Raw genomic sequence first — 18810 nt, 5'->3', positions numbered from 1 at the left:
GAAATGTATCGAGATACCGCCGATTGGGCCTTTCGCGAGTTCATCAAATACCTGTTCAGGCCGAAGGGATTCGAGGTCAAGGTCGCGGCCTTGTGCATCCCGGTTCTCGTAGCGCTACTCGGTGGGAACTGGCTCGTGAAGGCGACCATCGACGGCGACTACTCCGTGGAATTCGGGTCTACCAATATCATTCCTGACTCGGCTCAATGGTCCTTGGTGACGATCTTCGTCGTGGTCTTCGTTTCATGCTTCGTCATCGGCTGGAAGCGGTTCACCCGCGAGAACGAGCTACGCAACAGGAAGAAGGTGATCGTGATCGAGGGCCGCGGTCTTCGCGACGACGACGGCTCTCCGCTCGCTGCGGCGGTGCCTTCCGAGATCGTCGGCCATAGGATCGGCGTATCGTTGGATCTCCGACAAAAAAGGGATGGCGCGATCATAGACCCGGATCGCCTCCTACCAAACGTCGAGACGACACGGCTCATTGTTCAGCAGTATGCGCAACAAAACGATCGGCAAGACGTCACTCTGGTCTATGGCGGCCTTACGTCGGTTCCGATGACCTTCCTGACGGGCGTCGTCTTCGATGACGAAGGAAGCATCGTGGTGATGGACTGGGACAGGTCTCGCGAGGTCTGGCGAAGCCTCGACAGTCATGACGACGGGGAACGCTTTATCGTCGACGGCCTCGATACGATGAAGGATTCGAAGGACGTCGTGCTGGCTGTTTCCGCGTCCTATCAGGTCAGGGACGAGAATATCAGTACCACGTTTGACCTCCCGCTAGTCCGAATGTCGCTGCCCGCCCTAAACTCGTCTCATTGGTCGCAGGTGAAGCAGAACGCACTGGCTCAGCAGCTTTTCGATACTGCAAAGCTTCTTGAGGCAAGGGGCGTCAGCACCATCCATCTCCTTCTGGCATGCCAGAACAGCGTGGCATTCACCCTGGGCCGGAGATACGACAAGCGCAATCTGCCCAGTGTCGTCGTCTATCAGTACGAGGCGAACGGCGAGAAGAAGTTTCCGTGGGGCGTGCGCATGCCCGTCGCGGGCATTTCGGTGCCGTCGATCGTCAGAACATAAAGGCCATTCACGACCGGGTAGACCGAGTAAGATGCCTGGCGGCTCCGGCAGCTTCTTGGAAGCCTCACTGTTGACGATTCGAAGGGCGGCGTGCAGGAGCAAAACGCCATCGCCAATCACTTGCAAAGGAACGCCAACGCCATGACCTCGTCGGAAATCGAAAATCTTAAAGGGGCGATCCGAGTTCGACTTCGTCGAGACTTCGTGGCGGTTCCAGCCGCACGCGAGGGCAGCCTGAAGACTCACCTTGAGGTCTGGGAAACGAAGAGAGGCCGCCGCGCGATTGGCGTTGAGTTCGATCATGCGGACCGAGTGAATCTATGGCTGACGACTCTCGGAATGCCCCGTTCTCTTCCGGACACAATCAGCCGAGCGGACAAGGAGCCGCGTGGGCGCGGCTGGACTGATGACAGGGGGGACGGCGCCAATAGCAATCTCTCGGCCTATCCTCAGTTTGCGAGCAAGGCGATTGTGAGGCTCGGTGTAACGAAGCTTGAAGACGCAACAATCGTCCTCGATCACTTGCTGGGATAGGCCCCGCATTCCGCTTGGTTTAAGAGCCGGATATCCACTAGGTGCGAAGTTTGCGGAGGCAAGGAGAAGCTCCCGCGACCTCCCACTTCCTGGTGAGCATGACATTCCGAATTTGGTCATGGAGAAAATGTCGGCCAAAGCCGATCGTCGCCTTACGCGGTAGTTCCTATCGCCTCGCCGGTTCCTTGCTACTCGCTCCTTGACCGAATCATCCCCGTCATCAACTATTCCGCTAGTTTCAATCAACTAGAGCACCCATGCGTTTGCCGACATCGTTCGATATCCGGGTGCGATGAAGGACTCGGAAAGCAGTGACGGACAGATGGCTCGGTGTGCATGTCTCGGGTGACGGACTGATCATAGTCGATGCCGAGGTTCCTGATGACGGGCCTATAGTCATCGTTGCCGACGAATCCTGGAAGCTCGAGAAGGGTGATCGCCCCAAGGCCTTTCAGACGATCTACAAGCGCCTGTCCGACTACGTGCGCGACAAGGGCATAGCGAAGGCCGTGATCAAGGAGAGCGCTGCCAACGCCCGCGGCATGGGCCTCGCGCATCTCCAGGCAGCGGAACTACGCGGCGTGGCTATCTGCGCGCTCGCCTGTGGTTGTTCGGTCGAGCAGGTCTCTAAGGCCCGCATCAGCAAGGGTTTCGGCAAGCGCAAGGCCGACGACTATCTCAAGGACAATGACTTCTGGAAGGAAAACCTCGACGGTGTCGCCATGCGCAGCGGCAGCCGCGAGGCGGCCCTCCTGATACTGGCGACCCGCTGACATGAACGAGTTCTCCTCCAACCTTAAGATCGGGCTCAAGCTGGGCAATGGTCATTTTGGCGACGTTCACCTCGGAAGCGACGACATCCACGAGCAGCTCGCCATCAAGGTCATTCGCCCCAAGGACGACGATACTCCCGAGAAGTGGGAGGAGCGCAAAGAGAACCTCGTGAAGGAGGGCACCAATCTCAAGAAAGCGACCCACGACAACATCGTCCAGGTCTACTACGTGAACCGCTCGACGACCGAGGACGCGATCTACCTCGCGATGGAACTGTGCGAGCGCGGTTCGCTTCAGAAGCCGTACGAGGCCGGTCCGATGCCCTCCAACGAGGTCCACCGTATAGCGACGCACATCTGCCATGGCCTCGGATCCCTGCACGATCGGGACATGCTCCACCGCGACCTTAAGCCTGGAAACATCCTGGTCACCAAGGATGGCACCGTGAAGCTCGGCGACTTCGGCCTCGTGACCGACGAGATGGTGCTGGGTTACGCCGAACTCGGCTACTCTTACACCGACCACCTTGCTCCGGAATCCCATGAAACGGGGCTGTCCAGCAAGAAGTCCGACTTCTGGGCTCTCGGGATGACGCTGTACCGCCTTCTTCACGGAGACGACTGGTACAGGCAGAGTCCTCTTCCCCGTTTCAGCGTGGCGGACGGCGGCTATGCCGACAGGCTGACGTGGCTTCCCCACATCTCCGGCAGATGGCGCCGCCTCATCCGAGCAATGCTTGCAGACGATACCGCAACGCGTTTGGCGACAAGTCGGCGAGCGCTCGATGCGCTCGCCGATATCGCAGGAGAAGCCACATGGGACTGCGCCCTCAATGAAGACGGCGTGCGCTGGACCCGGGAGATCAAGCGCCGCAGGATTGAGGTCGATCTTGTTAGGCACGGCAAGCTTTGGAGCTGGACGGCAGTGAGCCATCCGCTCGGCAAAGGGGCGAAGAAAACTTTGGGAAGTTCAGGCGGGCCCGTGGCAAGGAGCCTGGCCGACAGCCAGCTCCGAAAATATTTCGGCGGCTAGGCGCGGCGCGACGACCGCTTGAGATATCTCCCAGAAGCCAGGATTTCCAACCTTGTCACCGGACGTGTCTTCAGGACCGCAGCGGCAATCGCTCTCCTGTCGCCGCTACAGGTATTGCAGAACCTGCCAGCCGAAAAATCTTCCCCCTCGCACTCGTGGGGGCAGCCGCAGTGCTCGCAGGTCTTGAATAGAATCGCGATCGCCATCATTTTCTTCCGGTTGCATTTCCGAACATAATGGGAACAGGTAAACAGTCAATCAAGATCGCCGAAGGCGAGCTAGATGACTGCGGAATCAATCAACTCGCTTCGACCAATGGGCCTCGCATAGGACCGACGATGCGCAGTCGTCCCATTCGCCCCCGTAATGCCGGTACCATGCAACAACCGCCCGAGACAAAATGTGGTTTTCCTTGGCCATTGCGCACAGGGATTCAGTAACGACCGATTTCCGCCTCGACCTTCTTGCGAGAGTTCCCGGCGCTCTTGACCGCCTTCTTAACGGTATCCTTCGAGACGCCTTCCTTCGTCGCTTCGTACTTGACCTAGTGATCCCGGCCGCCTGCGACGCGGGCGCGGTCTTGGGCACGGCCTCGGGATGTCTGCTTCTCTACCATCGTATTTCTCCCTTGAATGGATATCGCAGGAGAAACTTGCAGGGATTCTGGTGGTTCCCGATGTCGATGATGGAGATCACTCGAAGTCAGATGAGGTGGTTTCTATTGAGGGTTACGCGGGCCGTCAGCCCGGAAGGCACGAAGTTAACCTCGACGGTTCCCGTCCCGCGTGAGAGTGAGCTGGTCAGGAGGCGCGTGCCGAAGCCTTTCCGGGCTGGTGTAGGGTTCACCATGGGGCCGCCCCTCTCCGTCCAGTCGATAATCAAGTTTTCGACGCCCATCGAGCAAGTAACGTCCACCCTGCCGACATCCGCACTGAGCGCCCCATACTTCGTCGCGTTGGTCCCAAGCTCGTGTAAAATCAGGGCAAGTCTGGCCGCGGACCGCGATCTGAGAGATTCACCTTGAGGCCGAGGGCGCAGGCCCGCCCCCGAAAGGATTCAGTGTTTCGAGTCCTGCAGCCTACAAGCGACAGCGGAGCATGCTCACCAACGCGACCAGGGCGGGCGACGCCTGCCTCCGGCTCGGAAAGTATAGATGGTACCCAGGCCAGGGCTGGGACCGAGGGCGACACATGTGGAACGAGGTTTCCATGTCTGACCGACGACATTCGAGAGTGAGCGGGAGGGAGTCTTTGGACAAGGCGCAGGAGGTGGCTTGAAGAACGGCGGTCGCAGCTCCCCGGCAAGACGGAAAACTCTCAAGCACGAGAGACCCAATATGCATGGGTCAAGGACTTCGGGCATGGAGTCACCGTATCCTGCGATCGGCGGCGACCCTTCCGGATAGATGAGACCGAGTTCAAGAAGCGATATGTTTCCCTCAAGTTCTCCCGTGAGGGAGCGCCTGCCGCGCACGCATCCTTTTTCGAATGGGACGGCCCCGGCTTCGTGGAGGCCGCAGATTTCTTCGACGCCGCGGACAGCAACAGCCAGGAAGACTACGAGATGGCTGCCGTAGTCGGCGAGTGCTGGTCCGAAGACTGGGATCACCCGCTCGACTACGGGTCAATCGTGGTTTTCCATCGGCTCATTATCCTCAAGCCTATTCCCGGCTTCTGGCCGACGATGAGATCAGCAATTCAGCGAGAGTTCCATCGACGCGCCGCAATGATGATCTTGAAGGCCTTCCCGCTTGAGTGGGAGAACAGGTTCAATGATCCTGCAGCTCCCGACAAGGATGCTTTCGAACGTCGACTGAGGGCGATGACGAAGCACTATGAACGACACCTCGGTGTCTCACCGCTACCCGTCTCCCCAGGCCTAGGGAACTGGATGTGGCTACCTATCAGGTTCGATGAAGAGCCTCGGAAGGGCCTTCAAGTGGAATCCGCCTAACGGTCTTAAGTCTTTCTTGCTCAAGATAGAGGAGACGGACGACCGTATGCCCCGTCACCTTCCAATTCAGTAGATGAAGCGCTGCTCCGTCAAGCCAGCGTATAGGCGGTTTTGACGGTTGTGTAGAATTCGGCGGCGTACTTGCCCTGCTCGCGCGGGCCGTAGGACGAGCCCTTGCGGCCGCCGAAGGGAACGTGGAAGTCGACGCCTGCGGTCGGCAGGTTGACCATCACCATGCCGGCCTCGGCATTGCGCTTGAAATGCGTCGCATGCTTCAGGCTGGTGGTGGCGATGCCGGAGGACAGGCCGAACGGCGTGTCGTTGGCAGTCGCCAGCGCCTCTTCGTAATCCTTGACGCGGATCAGGGAAACGACAGGCCCGAAGATCTCTTCGCGCGAGATGCGCATCTGGTTCGTCGCTTCGGTAAAGAGCGTCGGCTGCAGGTAGAAGCCGGGCGTGTCGCGCGAGATGAGCTCGCCGCCGAAGGCAAGCTTGGCGCCCTCTTCCTTGCCGATCTTGATATAATCAGTATCGGTCTGGAGCTGGCGGGCATCGACGACCGGGCCGATATGGGTGCCGGGCTTCATGGCATTGTCGACGACGATGGTCTTCAGCTTTTCGGTGAGCGCGCCGACGAATTTGTCGTGAATGCCTTCGGTGACGATCAGGCGCGAGGAGGCGGTGCAGCGCTGGCCGGTGGAGAAGAAGCCGGAATTGACGGCAGCCTCGACGGCAACGGTGAGATCCGCGTCATCGAGAACGACCATCGGGTTCTTGCCGCCCATTTCGAGCTGGAACTTGCGGTTATGCTCGATGGAGGACGTCGCGACGCGCTTGCCCGTGCCGGTGGAGCCGGTGAAGGTGATGCCGGAGATGTCGGGGCTGTCGAGCATGGCCTGGCCCACGACCGAGCCCTTGCCCATGACGAGGTTCAGAACGCCCTTCGGCAGGCCTGCACGATGCAGGATATCGGCAATCGCCCAGGAACAACCGGGAACGAGATCGGCCGGCTTGAAGACGACGGTGTTACCGTAACAAAGCGCCGGCGCTATCTTCCAGGCCGGAATGGCGATCGGAAAGTTCCAGGGCGTGATGATGCCGATTACACCGAGCGGCTCGCGGGTGATCTCGACGCCAATGTTCGGGCGCACCGAGGGAACCACTTCGCCGGCAAGGCGCAGCGCTTCGCCAGCGAAGAATTCGAAGATCTGCGATGCGCGGATCGTTTCGCCGATCGCTTCGGGAAGCGTCTTGCCTTCCTCGCGAGCGAGAAGCGCGCCAAGCTCATCCTTTCGGGCCATGATCTCGTCACCGGCCTTCTTCAAGATGACGTGGCGTTCCCAGATGCCGGAAAGCGACCATGCCGGGAACGCAGCCTTGGCAGCAGCAATTGCCGCCTTGGCATCCTCGGCGCTCGCCTGAGCGTAGAGACCGACGACTTCGTTCGTATCGGACGGATTGATATTCTCGGAAGCCTGGGCACCTACCCACTCTCCGGCGATCAAATTCTGGAATATGGTCATGAGATCATCCCATCCACTGGCTTACAGGCGCCGCGGCGTCCTGAAGCGGCTGAGTTAAAATGTCGATAAGGACGGCACGGTCCGACGCAAACGCCTCTCGCAGCCGAGGTTCCAGGTCGAGGGGGTCGGCGACAGTATAGGACTCGATACCGTTGCCTGCCGCAATGCGGGCATGGTCCGTCAGGGTGAAGTCGACAGAGAAGTACCGTTCGTCGTATCCGGATTTCTGGCTCGCTTTGATCCATCCGAACGTCGCGTTGGAGACAACGATGATCACTAGCGGAATCCCGAGGCGAGCCACCGTTTCCAATTCGCCGACCGTGAACCCGAAGCTGCCGTCGCCCATGATAGCAACGACCTTGCTGTCGGGCTTCGCATACCATGCGCCGATGGCGGCGGAGAGCGAATAGCCAAGAGCTCCGTGGGCACGGTTCGTCAGAAAGCTGCGACCTGCCTTCTGTATCTCGAAGTAGCAGGAAACGTAGGGACAGGGCGTTCCCGGATCAGCGACGACGATCGTCTCCGGAGTGGCAATCCGATTGAGCGCTTGAAGGATTCGTTCTGGTACAAGCGGTTTCGTTTCGTCTGCAGCCAGAGCGGCCAGACGGTTGCGTTTTGCGGCCTGGGCAGCGGCCACACGCTCCTTGGCAGTGTTTCCGTGCCGTTTCCGGTGATCCGTGAGCGCATTGGTCAGCTCGCTCAAACTTGCCTTGGCGTCGCCCACGAGGATTGATGCCACCTTGTAGTTCGCTCCGATCACCGAAGCGTCTATGTCGAGGTGAATGATCGGGATGTTGTTCGAGGGAACGCGCCAGTTCTCGGTGGTTGTCGAGCCTGCACGGCAACCGACGAACATCACGAGATCGGCTGCTTCGACGATCGCGCGGCTTTCTGGAGTACCGCCGTTCGCCCCAACGACACCGCCAGCCAGCGGATGGCTCTCCGCGATCGTGCCCTTGCCCGTTACCGTCGTACAGACGGGCGCGTCGAGAAGCTCGGCAAGCGCCGCAAGCTCTGCCGTGCCACCGGATAGCATCACGCCACCACCGCAGATCAGAACCGGGTTGTCAGCTTTCCGAAGCATCTGCGCTGCCGCCACGATTTCCGCGCGCGCAGGCACCGAGCGGGATGCGGGATAGCTGTCATGCCCGGGCTGAACCCAGAGTGCCGAAGCGTCCAGCCTCTGCTTCTGGATGTCATAGGGCATGCAGATATGGGTCGCCCCTGCCCGTCCCGTGGTCATCGCCCTGAACGCCGCCCTGACCAGGCCGGGGACCTGGCTCGGCAGGTCGGCGGTTCCATTCCATTTGGTCAGAGAACCGTACAGGCGTTGCTGATCGAGTTCCGTCAACGGATAGCGGCCGCGCGACGTGACGGGCACGTCGGAGGTGATCCCGAGAACGGGCACCGAGGACTCGTTGGCCTCGACGACGGCGGGAAGCAAATAGGTCGCCCCTCCTCCGCTCGGCCCTTCGCAAACACCAACCTTGCCGGAGACCTTCGCATAGGCCTCCGCCATGTAGCCGGCACTGCGCTCGTCACGGGCGAGAATGTGCGTCATGCCATGATCGAGCCTGTGCAGCGCGTCATAGAACGGCAGGCTGGTGTCCCCGCACAGACCGAAGACATGCCGGACCCCATTCGCCGCAAGCATTTCGACGAGCGCTTCTGCTCCGCTGACGGTGTCATTGTTCATTTCGCGAGCGCCGCCTCCCTGATCTGCGTGAGGGACCGGTTTGCAGTGAGCGCATCGGCATCGACCTTCACGTGGATGAGCGCCAACTTGCCCGAGCCGGATGCCCTTTCGAAGGCTGCCGCGAACTCTTCGGTCTTCGAGACGAATTCGGTATGCGCGCCAAAGGCCGCCGCCATCGCGCAAAAGTCCGGGTTGACCAGTTCCGTCGCAAAGGGACGAGCCGGGAAATGGGTCTCCTGGTGCATGCGGATCGTGCCAAGCATGCCGTTGTCGACGACGACGAAGATTGGCGAGGCACCGTACTGGACAGCGGTCGCCATCTCTTGGCAGGTCATCATGAAGTCGCCATCGCCAGCGATGCAGACAACCGGGCGCTCCGGGAAGCGCAGCTTGGCACCGACAGCGGCCGGAACGCCGTAGCCCATAGAGCCACTGGTCGGGGCCAACTGGGTATTGAGCTTCCGATGACGGTAGAACCGGTGCAGCCAGGCAGAGAAGTTCCCGGCCCCATTCGTTAGGATCGCGTCATCGGGGAGATTGTCGCGGAGCCAGACAATCACGCCACCCATGTTCACATCGCCGGGGACCGGGCGCGGCTTCTGCCAGGCTTCATAGTCCGCGCGCGCCTGCTCGGTACGCGCCTGCCACGTCTCGCTGCGCTCGACGGAGACGTTCGGGAGCATCGAGGAAAAGCCCTGTGGTGTGGCATTGATGGAAAGATCGGGGATATAGACCCGTCCGAGTTCCTGAGCATCGGCGTGGATATGGACAAGCTTCTGCAAAGGCGCCGGAACAGCGAGGAACTGATAGCTGCTCGACGCGACCTCGCCGAGACGCGTGCCGAGGAGGACAACAAGATCGGCGTCCTTCATCAGGCGGGTGAGTGTTGGATTGACCCCAAGGCCGATTTCACCAACATAGCCGGGATGACCGTTGTCGAACTTATCCTGCCGCCGAAACGCGGCGATAACAGGTAGCCTGTTCTCAGCAGCGAATTTCTCGACTGCCGCCTTCGAGGCTTCGTCCCATCGGCTACCGCCGACAACAATCACTGGCCGTTCGGCGGCCGACAACATTGCCGCAAACTCCTGCATTTGAGCGTCCGAAGGAGATATCTCGAACGGCTTCACGACCTTCGGAGTTGCGAGGGACGCTTTCTCGACCAGCATGTCTTCCGGAAGTGCAAGGACGACAGGCCCCGGCCGCCCGGATGTGGCGACAGCAAAGGCTCTCGAGACGAACTCGTGGACCCGGGCCGGGTCATCGATCTGGGCAACCCACTTCGCCATCTGGCCAAACATACGGCGGTAGTCGATCTCCTGGAAAGCCTCGCGCTCCATGGCATCGCGACCGACCTGTCCGATGAACAGGATCATCGGCGTTGAATCCTGGAAGGCTACATGGACGCCAGCGCTGGCGTTCGTAGCGCCGGGGCCACGGGTCACCATGCAGATGCCAGGCCGCCCGGTCAGTTTTCCGTCGGCCTCGGCCATCATGGCGGCACCGCCCTCGTGGCGGCACGTTATCGTCTCGACCTTTTCACGAACGTCCGACAACGCATCGAGAACGGCAAGGTAGCTCTCCCCCGGAACGCAGAACACGCGGTCCACGCCCTGTGCAACCAGGCAGTCCACAAGGTGCTCGGCACCTGATTTCGTTTGTTGATCGGCGTTCATGGGAAACCTCAGTCGATTATTTGCTGTGCGATGATGTTGAGCGCCAATTCGCCGTCGGCGCCGAACGTTAGATGGGCTTTGTCACCGGGCTCTACCTTGTGGACGCCCGTCGTTGCTCCTGTCGCAACCCAGTCTCCGGCTTTCAGAAATCGGCCGCGCTGAGCGAGGTTCTCGACCAGAAATGCCAGCGAGCCCAGGATGCCGCCCGTCGGCAGGCGGGAAGCCCCTCCTTCGCCGACCACGTCGCCGTTGATCACTGTCTTCGACGAAAGCTTCTCAGGCGATCTGTCGCGCCAGTCAGTGACTTCCGGACCCACGACTACCGCCGCATTGTTCCCGTGGTCGGAGATGACAGCGGTCGGACCGCGATCACTGAGCGACGCCAGCGGGCTGCCGGCGATCTCCGATCCGATATGGACTGACGATATTGCCTGGAGCAGTTCGGCCTCGGAATAGAACTCCTTCGAGATCGGGAGATCCTTCCGAATTCTGAGCACGAACTCCGCTTCGACTGCGGCGAACCCACCTGACACCACCGCAACATCGATCTCGCTGCTAACGCCAGTCCTCGCGTCCACGAGCTTCATGATCGGCCCTGCGAGTCGCGCCGCCCCAAGCTGTTCTCGCAGTTCCGGCTTTATCGCGGCGACCTTCCAGCCGTCGGGAGCGCCAGAGAGCCGGATCTGTGCCTCCTGCACATCGTAGGCTTCGGCGAGCGAAGTCGGCTGTGTCACCGGAAAGTCCTGCAGCGATCGACCAGACTTGCGAGCCGATGCGAAGGTACGGGCGATTTCATTCGCGGCGATCATGACTTCTCTCCACCGAGGAAGTCCTTGGTCCAGAGCTTGTAAGCTTCTTCGATCGTCGCAACCTTCAGAACGTCGGGCTTCACGCCGGAAACGGCTTCAGGGGCGGCGCCGTTGCGAAGCGCGACGTACGTGTCGTGAGTCGCCTGGATCGCCGCCATGATTGGCAGGTGTCCCTGCAGACCGATGCGAACGCCTGTCCGGCCGAGGTATTCGAGATCGTTGATCTCCTTGCCGATAAGGCCAAGCATCACCGGGATCCTCACCGCACTGCAGACCGCTTCGAGCTCGGCACGGGTCTTGATACCTGTCAGGAACACGGCATCGACGCCCGCTGTCTCATAAGCCTTGCACCGGGCAATCGCATCATCGAGGTCGGAGATCGACACCGCGCTGGTGCGACCGATAACCACAAGCGAGGGATCAGACCGCCCGGCGAGAGCAGCGCGCATTTTGCCGACACCCTCTTCGATGCTGATCAGGCTCTGCTTGCCGTTATCGCCAAACGGCTGCGGAAGGTTCGTGTCCTCAATGGTGAGGGCAGCGACGCCGGCAGCTTCCAGTTCCTCGACAGTTCGCTTCACGTTCAAAGCGTTTCCGAAACCGTGGTCAGCGTCCACAAGGATCGGAAGGTTCGACGCGCGGGTGATACGTCGCGCCTGCTCCGCAAGTTCGGTCAGCGTCAGCACGATCAGGTCGGGTGCGCCGAGAACGGCCAGCGACGCGACGGAGCCAGCGAACATGCCGACCTCGAAACCAAGGTTTTCCGCAAGACGCGCCGACATCGGATCATAGACCGACGCCGGGATGAAGCAGCGGGAACCCTTCAGGTATTCTCGAAATTTCTGACGTTGGATCGTAACGGTCATCAGGCAAACTCCTTCAGTCCTTCGAGGCCGACGGCGGCAGCTTCTGCATTCAACATCGCGACGTCCTCGGGCGGAACCACCAAGCCAGCGACGGCACGCTCAGCCGCCAAGCGGGCCTCAATCTCGCCCGGCATCAGGATTTCCTTGAACCCATCAGCCAGTTCCGAGGACTTGGCACGCCCGACGAGATCGTTCATCCGCTCGCGATAGGCATCGGCGCCGAGGAAGGCGTCTGGTTTGAAGGCCATGAAAAGGTGGCCCGTCGACTGCGGACGATCGAGGTCGAGGTAAGGATTGCCGACTTCGCCGCCGAAGGCCGCGCCCGAGGCAACGCCCGCCATGGCTTCCATCAGCATCGAAAGACCGGAGCCCTTCGGTCCGCCGAGAGGCAGGACGATACCCTTCAGCGCTGCGTCCGGATCCGTTGTCGGCTTGCCCTGCTCGTCCAGCGCCCAGCCTTCCGGAATCTGCTCGCCGCGCTTCGACGCACGGCGGATCTTGCCGCGAGCCGCGACGGAGGTCGCCATGTCGAGGATCAGCGGGACGTCGGCGCCGGGCGCCGCCAGACCGAACGGGCTGGTTCCGAGGAACGGCGAGCGGCCACCCCAGATCGGCATCGCAGATGATGCATTCGTCATCACCATGGCGGCCATGCCCGCGTCGACTGCCTGCTGCAGATAGATCGCCGACATGCCGAAGTGACTGCTCTTGTAGGCGAGCGCCATGCCGACGCCGAACTTGGAAGCACGGTCGATGGCTTCCTGCATGGCTTTGCGGCCGACCAGAAAACCCATCCCGTCGTCGCCATCAACGCGTGCGAGCGCAGGCATCACGTCATCGACGGCCAGCGACGGATGAGGATTGATCAGCTTCTTCTTCAGTCGCAGCGTGTAGTTGGAGACACGGTTGATCCCGTGTGACTGAACGCCTCGAAGATCCGCATAGAGCAGGCATTCCGTGATGTAGGCCGCATCTTCCTTCGGGAGGCCGTTGGCCTCGAAGATCGCCGTGCCAAGCTTCTGCAGCACTGAGACAGGGATAGTACCGTTGGTCGACATGTGTTCGCTCCTAAGTAATTGGAGGCAAAGCGATCCCGCTACCGGGGACGTAGGCTCGCCCAGTTCGTTCTTGTTCGGTCGTGTCGGCGGACTGACCGCCGAGCGCGGATGTTTCGTTTAGCAGTCCTTGGCGAAGACGACGGAGCCGCTCGCCGGGATCCAGACACTGACCTCAGTGTCGACAGAGAAATCTTCCGGTGTTTCGGTCTTGGCTACGACACCGTCGATATTGACCAGATACTGGTTGGTTGCGCCGAGGTAGCTGCGCGACACGATGCGTCCGTTGAGCAGCGTTCCCCGATCGCCCGTGCGTGCACCCTCCCCGGCCGAGAGCCTGAGGTTTTCCGGACGGACGGCAACGACAACGTCTGCTCCGGCGCGCAGAGCCTTGACGCTCTTGGCAGCGATGGTCTTGCCGCTTGTGAGAGAAATCGTGGCGCATTCGCCCGACGCGTTCTGCACGCGGCCCGGAAAGAAGGTGCTGGTGCCAATGAAGTCAGCGACGAAGGGATCGGCCGGACGCGAGTAGATCTCGTGTGGAGTCCCGAGCTGGACGATCTTGCCCTTGTTCATGACCGCAATCCGGTCGCTGAGGGCGAGCGCCTCGGACTGGTCGTGAGTGACATAGATCGTGGTCAGCTTAACCTGGGCCTGCAGCTCGCTGAGCCAGATACGGGCCTTGTCACGGAGCTTCGCGTCGAGGTTTGACAAGGGCTCGTCCAGCAGCAGGATTGAGGGCTGATAGACCAGCGTTCTGGCAAGCGCGACGCGCTGCTGCTGGCCGCCACTGAGCTGGTTCGGGTAGCGCTGGGCATAATCCTCCATCTCGACGAGCGTCAGGACTTCCCGGATGCGTCTCGCCCTCTCGGCACTTCCGACCTTGCGGAGTTTCAGCGGGAACGCCAGATTCTGCTCGATCGTCATGTGAGGCCACAATGCGTAGCTCTGGAACACGAGACCGCAGTTGCGCGCCTCCGCGGAGACATAGATGTTCTTCTCACTGTCGAAGATCGTGCGGTCGCCGAACTTGATCAGCCCTTCGGTTGGCTTGTCGAGCCCCGCGAGTGCGCCGAGCGTGGTCGACTTGCCGCAGCCGCTCGGACCGAGAAGCGTGAGGAACTCGCCGCTTTTGACAGTGAAGCTGACATTGTCGATCGCCTGGAGCGCGCCATAGCGCCGGATCAACTTGTCGACAACGAGATCAACCATAGAACTTAACTCCAAAAATGCGGCGCATCAGGTAGATGACGGATATCGTGATGAACATCTGCACGGTCGAGAGTGCAGCGACACGCGCGACTTCGCCTTGCCCCCATCTGCGTAGAAGAGTGACGCCCATCACCTCGGTATCCGGGCTGAAAAGGAACAGCGCCACGGTGTATTCCTTAAGGAACTGGATGAAGAGCAGTGAGAAGCATGCGAACAGCGCTGGCCGCATAATCGGCAGCAGTATGGCATGGGTGGTCGTCCACCAGTCCGCACCGGATACCTTGGCGGCACGATCGATGCCCGGACCGATCTGCATGAGGCTGGGCGAGATCGAGCCGTACCCGGTCGGGATGTAGCGCATCACATAGGCAATGGCCAAAAGCCAGATCGAATTCTGGAGGAGGCTCATGCCCGGCAGGAACGTCATAGCATAGAAGAAGCCCATGCCTGCGATCAGCCCTGGAACAGCACGCGGAAACAGCGCGATGTACTTCAGGGGGCCGCCGAGGCGGAAGCCCGAGCGCTCGCTCACCAGTGCCACCAGGGCAACATAGAGCGTGCCGAAAACACCGCCGAAGAACGAGATGAGCAGCGTGTTGACGATCGAGCGCTGGTAGTTCTCGACGGTGAAGACCTCGACGAGATACTGCAGCGTGAGAAACTTCCAGACTGGCATCAGTGGCGAGAGTACGGGCACCAGCGAACGCAAGACCAGGAAGAGCATCGGCGCCACGCAGAACAGCAGCGCATATCCTGCGACGACTGCGAACACCAGCCAGCGATACGGCCCGAGTTCGAACATCTTCGGCTTGTTCACCTTTCCCGTCACGCTGATGTAGCGGGAGGAATTACGCAGGATGCGGTTCTGCAGGAACACAAGCGCGACGACGAGGATAAGCATGAACGTCGCGGCCGTTGCGACAAGACCGTAGTCCGGCCGAGGCGATACGATGCCCTGCTCATAGAGGAAAGTGGTGAAGACGGTGATGCCTGCCGGCTGCCCGAAGATCAATGGGATCGCTAGACCTTCCAGGGCCGAAGTTGCATTGAGAATGCCGCTCGATACGATCGCAGGAAGAAGCATCGGCATCGTCACGCTCCACAGCGTCCGCATCGGTCCGGCACCACAGCTTCTGGCAGCCTGCTCGAGGCTCGGATCGGATAGCGCCGTCGATGCCTGACAGTATAGGAAAGCAAGCGGTGCCTGCGAGATGCCGCCGATCAATGCCATCCCGGCTACGGAGTAGAGGTTCCACGGAGCACCGCCGAAGCTGCTCGCGAACCAGGCCGTAATGTAGCCGGAGGGGCCATAGGCGATGAACCAGCCGAATGCGAGCACGAGCGAAGACAGATACATCGGCAGGAGGATAAGGTCACCCAGGAAGCTTCTGCCAGGCAGGTCGGTCCGGCCGATCAGGATGGCGAGAACAGTGCCGATCACCTGCGCGATCACGGTTGTCAGCACAACAACGAGGGTGGTGTTCCAGAACACTTCGAGAATCGTCGGGCTCGACAGGAGATTGACGTAGTTCTTCCCGGTGAGGACCGCATCGTTTTCGTACAGTGGACGGTCGATGAACGACTGGTAGAGCAACGGTATGATCGGAGCGAACACCACGACGATGGTCACGACTGCGATTGCGATCTGGATAAGCAGGGAGCGGTTGATCCGCGATCCCAGCGTCCCTCGCGCCGCGGGTGCGCCAGCATAGCTGACGATTGAAAGGTCTGACATTTCTTCCTCGGTAATTCAGTTCTTGCCGGGATCCCCGCACCGTAGCGCGAGGATCCCTCAGGCGTGGCTAGGAGGATCAGCCGCCGAAAGTCGCCTTCCACTTCTTCACGAACTCGTCGTACCCGCTGATGACATCGTCATCGTACGGCACGTTGAGCACCTTGTCCGCGCCGACTTCCTTGGCGACGGTGGCGTAGGTGTACTCGCCCTTCGCGTCCTCGCGGGTGATGTCGGGACGGATGATCGTGCGGTGGGTCGCAGCAAACGCGAGCTGGCCTTCACGCGACAGGATGTAGTCGAGCATGAGCTTCGCGGCATTGGGATGCGAAGCGCCCTTCGGGACCGCCATCGAACGCGGCACCATCGGAGTGCCATCATTGATGAAGCTCCAGCCGAGCAGTTGGTCGCCGCCGGGTGCACGCGTCGCGACCCAGGACGTGGCCGAACCGGTAAGGAAAGCGAGAACATACTGGCCAGACGCGACCTTTTCGGTCATCGGTCCAGCGCCCGTCTCCGGCTGAGTGAACGGCGCAAGCGCCTTGTACCAATCCCAGATCTTGTCGCCCTGCCCCTTCACCATCGCATACTGGACGGTGTAGCCGTAGGTGTTCAGGTTCGCGGCGTAGGTCGTCAGCTTGCCCTTGAAGACGTCGGGGTTCGCCTGTGCCTTGGCGACGAGGTCGGCCATGCTCGTCGGTACGAGTTCGGGCTTCAGCAGCAGCTTGTTGTAGAGGAAGATGATCGGATCCGCGGTCATCGTGTAGACGCCCTTGAACGGCTTGCTCCAATTCTCGTAGGCCACGGCCTCCGGAGATTCATAGGGAAGGACTTCGCCCTTCTTCTCGAGGCCGATCCAGACATCGGGGCCGGTCGTTACCAGCAGGTCGCCCGTCGGACGGCCGGAACCCTTTTCGCTGAGGTAGCGCTCGATTACTTCGTTGGCTTCGAGATCTAGGGTCTGAACCTTGACCGAGGGATACTTTGCCTCAAACCCAGCTTTGACCTGCGCCCACACGTCCGAGTTCATGTTCTGATAGATCAGAACGCTGCCTTCCGCGTTCGCAGCATCAACAATGCTTTTATAATCAGCGGGATAAGTGGTGTCTGCGGCAACCGCGGAGGAAATCGCGCCTGTTACTGCGAGCATTGAAACTGCGCTCGCCAGCACGACGAAATCACGTCTTTTCATGTGGTTCTCTCCCAATGTGCGAGGTTCGTGGCGGTGATCGCCAATACTCGCCAGCTCCCATTCGCGGCGCAAATATCTCGTTGAATCTCCTCAGATCTGTGAGATATTTCCATAAGTCTGCCTGCGATGTCTGACAATTTATGGAGCGGCCGTCCTTCGTGCAAACGACTAATGTTCCAAAGGTATTGAGAAAAACTCAAAGTGACCAACCGACTCCGTCTCCCGCCGCTCAACGCGATCCGAACCTTCGAGGCGGCCGGCCGGCATGGCAACTTCAGCAAGGCAGCGGCAGAGTTGAACGTGACACCTGGCGCCGTCAGCCGGCAAATCAAGGTGCTCGAAGACCACCTGGGAATCAGCCTCTTTGTGCGCACGCCGTCGGATGTCCGCATAACCCGCCACGGCCAACTGTACCTGCTCTCCGTGCAGGAAGCGCTCGCCCGCCTTGAAGCAAGCACCCAGGAGATCATCGTTCAGACAGCCGCCCAGCCTCTGCGGATCTGGGGGTCTCGATTCTTCATCCAACTTTGGCTCATTCCACGCCTGTCGCTCTACTATGCCGACTATCCTGATCAGGAAGTGGAGATCACCTCGTTGTTGTCGAGCGAACCGATGCCGCCAGAGGTCGATGTGGGGTTTCGTTTCGGCAACGGTGTCTGGCCCGGAATGCGCGCGCACTATCTGACCGGGCTCGACCTCATCCCGGTGTGCAGCCCCGAATATCTCTCGCGTAGTGCCCCGCTTCACGCACCGGAAGATCTGGCCAATCACGCCTTACTGCACAACATCGTGGGCTCGGATCACTGGCGCCTTTGGTACCAGGCATCGGGCGCGCAGCCGAGGGAATTGAAGAGGCGCATCGTGTGCACGAGTGCGGACGTTGCGTACAATTCCGCGATCGAAGGCTTGGGTGTTGCACTCGGCAGGAAGGGCTTCATCGAGCGAGACATCGAGGCGGGCCGCCTCACCACACCACTCAAATTCAGCATGAAAGCTGAAGGCGCATTCTATCTTGTCTATCATGATCGGGACCCCCTTCCTGGCCGCCTACTACAGTTTCGCCGATGGATCCTGGAGCAGATCCAGGGCAGTGAACGAGTGTAGGTTTCGGAATGGCTCCGTGCGGACGAAGAGATGGCGTCGCCGTCATCAGTGTCGATCCGGCCGTCCTCTTGAACGAAGCCGTTCACGACAGCGCCTGACGCACATCGGACGATCACGGGACCTCAGCAAAGCGGTCCTGCATTCGCCACGCGGCTATCCGCCGGGTCGATGCGACGCGAGCTCCCCGGTCAGAAACTGCGCTCGACCCAGACCGAACGACCAGTCATCGTCCGTATTCTCTGTCATCGATACCATGACATCCGATGCCTGGATGCCGCATCGATCGGCAAGCATATGGCACAGACCGCTGTAGAACGCGGTCTTTTCGTCCCGCGATCGCGGGCGTGTGACCACTTCCACCATCACGAACCCGCGCGTTCTCGGAATATCGAGCCCAGTATCCAGCGCGCGAAGGTGCGTCGGTTCGTGTTCCGTCAGGATCTGATAGAGATCCCTCTGCGGCACATTGAACGCCTGCACCATCGCATCGTGAACCGCCCCGAGGAGTTTTTCGATCTCGTTGCTCTCTCGTCCCTTGAGGACATGGATTTTGATCAGTGGCATATGGT

The 18810-nt window shown here is 60.4% G+C and carries 16 protein-coding genes and 1 pseudogene; 6 read left to right on the top strand and 11 right to left on the bottom strand.

Going from position 1 to position 18810, the window contains the following annotated elements; genetic code table 11:
- Positions 1-3 precede the first annotated feature (3 nt).
- The 4 genes from ACIQT8_RS01470 to ACIQT8_RS01455 all read left to right on the top strand — a co-directional run bounded on the left by ACIQT8_RS01470 (position 4) and on the right by ACIQT8_RS01455 (position 3423).
- Positions 4-1083, top strand: a complete 1080-nt coding sequence (locus tag ACIQT8_RS01470; RefSeq protein WP_400962661.1) for an SAVED domain-containing protein — start codon at positions 4-6, stop codon at positions 1081-1083.
- A gap of 90 nt (positions 1084-1173) precedes the next feature.
- Positions 1174-1617: a hypothetical protein gene (locus ACIQT8_RS01465; protein WP_400962658.1), complete on the top strand. Its 444-nt coding sequence runs from the start codon at positions 1174-1176 to the stop codon at positions 1615-1617.
- 311 nt (positions 1618-1928) lie between these two features.
- A complete protein-coding gene (locus ACIQT8_RS01460; protein WP_400962655.1) occupies positions 1929-2390 on the top strand; it encodes a hypothetical protein in 462 nt (153 codons plus the stop codon).
- A gap of 1 nt (position 2391) precedes the next feature.
- The gene (locus ACIQT8_RS01455; RefSeq protein ID WP_400962652.1) at positions 2392-3423 is read left to right on the top strand and encodes a serine/threonine-protein kinase; all 1032 of its coding nucleotides are present in this window, start codon (positions 2392-2394) and stop codon (positions 3421-3423) included.
- 433 nt (positions 3424-3856) lie between these two features.
- On the opposite strand, the pseudogene ACIQT8_RS01450 reads toward ACIQT8_RS01455, so the two are convergent.
- Positions 3857-4039, bottom strand: a pseudogene (locus ACIQT8_RS01450) (DUF3606 domain-containing protein).
- 947 nt (positions 4040-4986) lie between these two features.
- Between ACIQT8_RS01450 and ACIQT8_RS01445 the strand changes: the two are divergent.
- On the top strand, positions 4987-5376 hold the full coding sequence (locus ACIQT8_RS01445; protein WP_400962649.1) for a hypothetical protein: 390 nt from the start codon (positions 4987-4989) through the stop codon (positions 5374-5376).
- 89 nt (positions 5377-5465) lie between these two features.
- Here the strand turns inward: ACIQT8_RS01445 and ACIQT8_RS01440 are convergent, their stop codons facing one another.
- From ACIQT8_RS01440 to ACIQT8_RS01400, 9 genes are all read right to left on the bottom strand, one after another.
- Positions 5466-6899, bottom strand: coding sequence for an aldehyde dehydrogenase family protein (locus tag ACIQT8_RS01440; protein ID WP_400962646.1), 1434 nt, complete (start codon positions 6897-6899; stop codon positions 5466-5468).
- A gap of 4 nt (positions 6900-6903) precedes the next feature.
- Positions 6904-8595 carry a thiamine pyrophosphate-binding protein gene (locus ACIQT8_RS01435; RefSeq protein ID WP_400962644.1) on the bottom strand — a complete coding sequence of 564 codons (1692 nt, stop codon included), beginning with the start codon at positions 8593-8595 and terminating at the stop codon, positions 6904-6906.
- Positions 8592-10271 carry a thiamine pyrophosphate-binding protein gene (locus ACIQT8_RS01430; RefSeq protein WP_400962641.1) on the bottom strand — a complete coding sequence of 560 codons (1680 nt, stop codon included), beginning with the start codon at positions 10269-10271 and terminating at the stop codon, positions 8592-8594. Before ACIQT8_RS01430 ends, ACIQT8_RS01435 begins: the two co-directional genes overlap by 4 nt.
- A gap of 8 nt (positions 10272-10279) precedes the next feature.
- Positions 10280-11080: a 2-keto-4-pentenoate hydratase gene (locus ACIQT8_RS01425; protein ID WP_400962638.1), complete on the bottom strand. Its 801-nt coding sequence runs from the start codon at positions 11078-11080 to the stop codon at positions 10280-10282.
- Positions 11077-11946, bottom strand: coding sequence for an oxaloacetate decarboxylase (locus tag ACIQT8_RS01420; RefSeq protein ID WP_400962635.1), 870 nt, complete (start codon positions 11944-11946; stop codon positions 11077-11079). The genes ACIQT8_RS01425 and ACIQT8_RS01420 overlap by 4 nt, the downstream gene beginning before the upstream one ends.
- Positions 11946-13004 carry an Ldh family oxidoreductase gene (locus tag ACIQT8_RS01415; RefSeq protein WP_400962632.1) on the bottom strand — a complete coding sequence of 353 codons (1059 nt, stop codon included), beginning with the start codon at positions 13002-13004 and terminating at the stop codon, positions 11946-11948. Before ACIQT8_RS01415 ends, ACIQT8_RS01420 begins: the two co-directional genes overlap by 1 nt.
- 117 nt (positions 13005-13121) lie before the next feature.
- On the bottom strand, positions 13122-14213 hold the full coding sequence (locus ACIQT8_RS01410) for an ABC transporter ATP-binding protein (RefSeq protein WP_400962629.1): 1092 nt from the start codon (positions 14211-14213) through the stop codon (positions 13122-13124).
- Positions 14206-15948 carry an ABC transporter permease gene (locus ACIQT8_RS01405; RefSeq protein ID WP_400962626.1) on the bottom strand — a complete coding sequence of 581 codons (1743 nt, stop codon included), beginning with the start codon at positions 15946-15948 and terminating at the stop codon, positions 14206-14208. The genes ACIQT8_RS01410 and ACIQT8_RS01405 overlap by 8 nt, the downstream gene beginning before the upstream one ends.
- Positions 15949-16024: 76 nt before the next feature.
- Complete coding sequence (locus tag ACIQT8_RS01400) at positions 16025-17137, bottom strand: ABC transporter substrate-binding protein (RefSeq protein WP_400962624.1); 1113 nt, start codon at positions 17135-17137, stop codon at positions 16025-16027.
- A gap of 201 nt (positions 17138-17338) precedes the next feature.
- Here ACIQT8_RS01400 and ACIQT8_RS01395 point away from each other — a divergent pair, with 201 nt between their 5' ends.
- Positions 17339-18241 carry a LysR substrate-binding domain-containing protein gene (locus tag ACIQT8_RS01395; protein ID WP_400962621.1) on the top strand — a complete coding sequence of 301 codons (903 nt, stop codon included), beginning with the start codon at positions 17339-17341 and terminating at the stop codon, positions 18239-18241.
- Positions 18242-18394: 153 nt separating this feature from the next.
- On the opposite strand, the gene ACIQT8_RS01390 is transcribed toward ACIQT8_RS01395, so the two are convergent.
- A complete protein-coding gene (locus ACIQT8_RS01390) occupies positions 18395-18805 on the bottom strand; it encodes a tautomerase family protein (RefSeq protein ID WP_400962618.1) in 411 nt (136 codons plus the stop codon).
- Positions 18806-18810 lie beyond the last annotated feature (5 nt).

The sequence above is a fragment of the Agrobacterium sp. NPDC090273 genome, assembly GCF_044772305.1.
Lineage (GTDB): Bacteria > Pseudomonadota > Alphaproteobacteria > Rhizobiales > Rhizobiaceae > Agrobacterium.
The sequence above is the reverse complement of the archived record's forward strand: the minus strand, read 5'-3'. Positions and strand labels throughout refer to the sequence as shown.

Bases quoted from the DNA above. Each gene is read 5' to 3' on its own strand.
- ACIQT8_RS01470 (WP_400962661.1), top strand. From the start codon at position 4: ATGTATCGAGATACCGCCGATTGGGCCTTTCGCGAGTTCATCAAATAC.
- ACIQT8_RS01455 (WP_400962652.1), top strand. From the start codon at position 2,392: ATGAACGAGTTCTCCTCCAACCTTAAGATCGGGCTCAAGCTGGGCAAT.
- ACIQT8_RS01445 (WP_400962649.1), top strand. From the start codon at position 4,987: ATGGCTGCCGTAGTCGGCGAGTGCTGGTCCGAAGACTGGGATCACCCG.
- ACIQT8_RS01440 (WP_400962646.1), bottom strand. From the start codon at position 6,899: ATGACCATATTCCAGAATTTGATCGCCGGAGAGTGGGTAGGTGCCCAG.
- ACIQT8_RS01435 (WP_400962644.1), bottom strand. From the start codon at position 8,595: ATGAACAATGACACCGTCAGCGGAGCAGAAGCGCTCGTCGAAATGCTT.
- ACIQT8_RS01430 (WP_400962641.1), bottom strand. From the start codon at position 10,271: ATGAACGCCGATCAACAAACGAAATCAGGTGCCGAGCACCTTGTGGAC.
- ACIQT8_RS01425 (WP_400962638.1), bottom strand. From the start codon at position 11,080: ATGATCGCCGCGAATGAAATCGCCCGTACCTTCGCATCGGCTCGCAAG.
- ACIQT8_RS01420 (WP_400962635.1), bottom strand. From the start codon at position 11,946: ATGACCGTTACGATCCAACGTCAGAAATTTCGAGAATACCTGAAGGGT.
- ACIQT8_RS01415 (WP_400962632.1), bottom strand. From the start codon at position 13,004: ATGTCGACCAACGGTACTATCCCTGTCTCAGTGCTGCAGAAGCTTGGC.
- ACIQT8_RS01410 (WP_400962629.1), bottom strand. From the start codon at position 14,213: ATGGTTGATCTCGTTGTCGACAAGTTGATCCGGCGCTATGGCGCGCTC.
- ACIQT8_RS01405 (WP_400962626.1), bottom strand. From the start codon at position 15,948: ATGTCAGACCTTTCAATCGTCAGCTATGCTGGCGCACCCGCGGCGCGA.
- ACIQT8_RS01400 (WP_400962624.1), bottom strand. From the start codon at position 17,137: ATGAAAAGACGTGATTTCGTCGTGCTGGCGAGCGCAGTTTCAATGCTC.
- ACIQT8_RS01390 (WP_400962618.1), bottom strand. From the start codon at position 18,805: ATGCCACTGATCAAAATCCATGTCCTCAAGGGACGAGAGAGCAACGAG.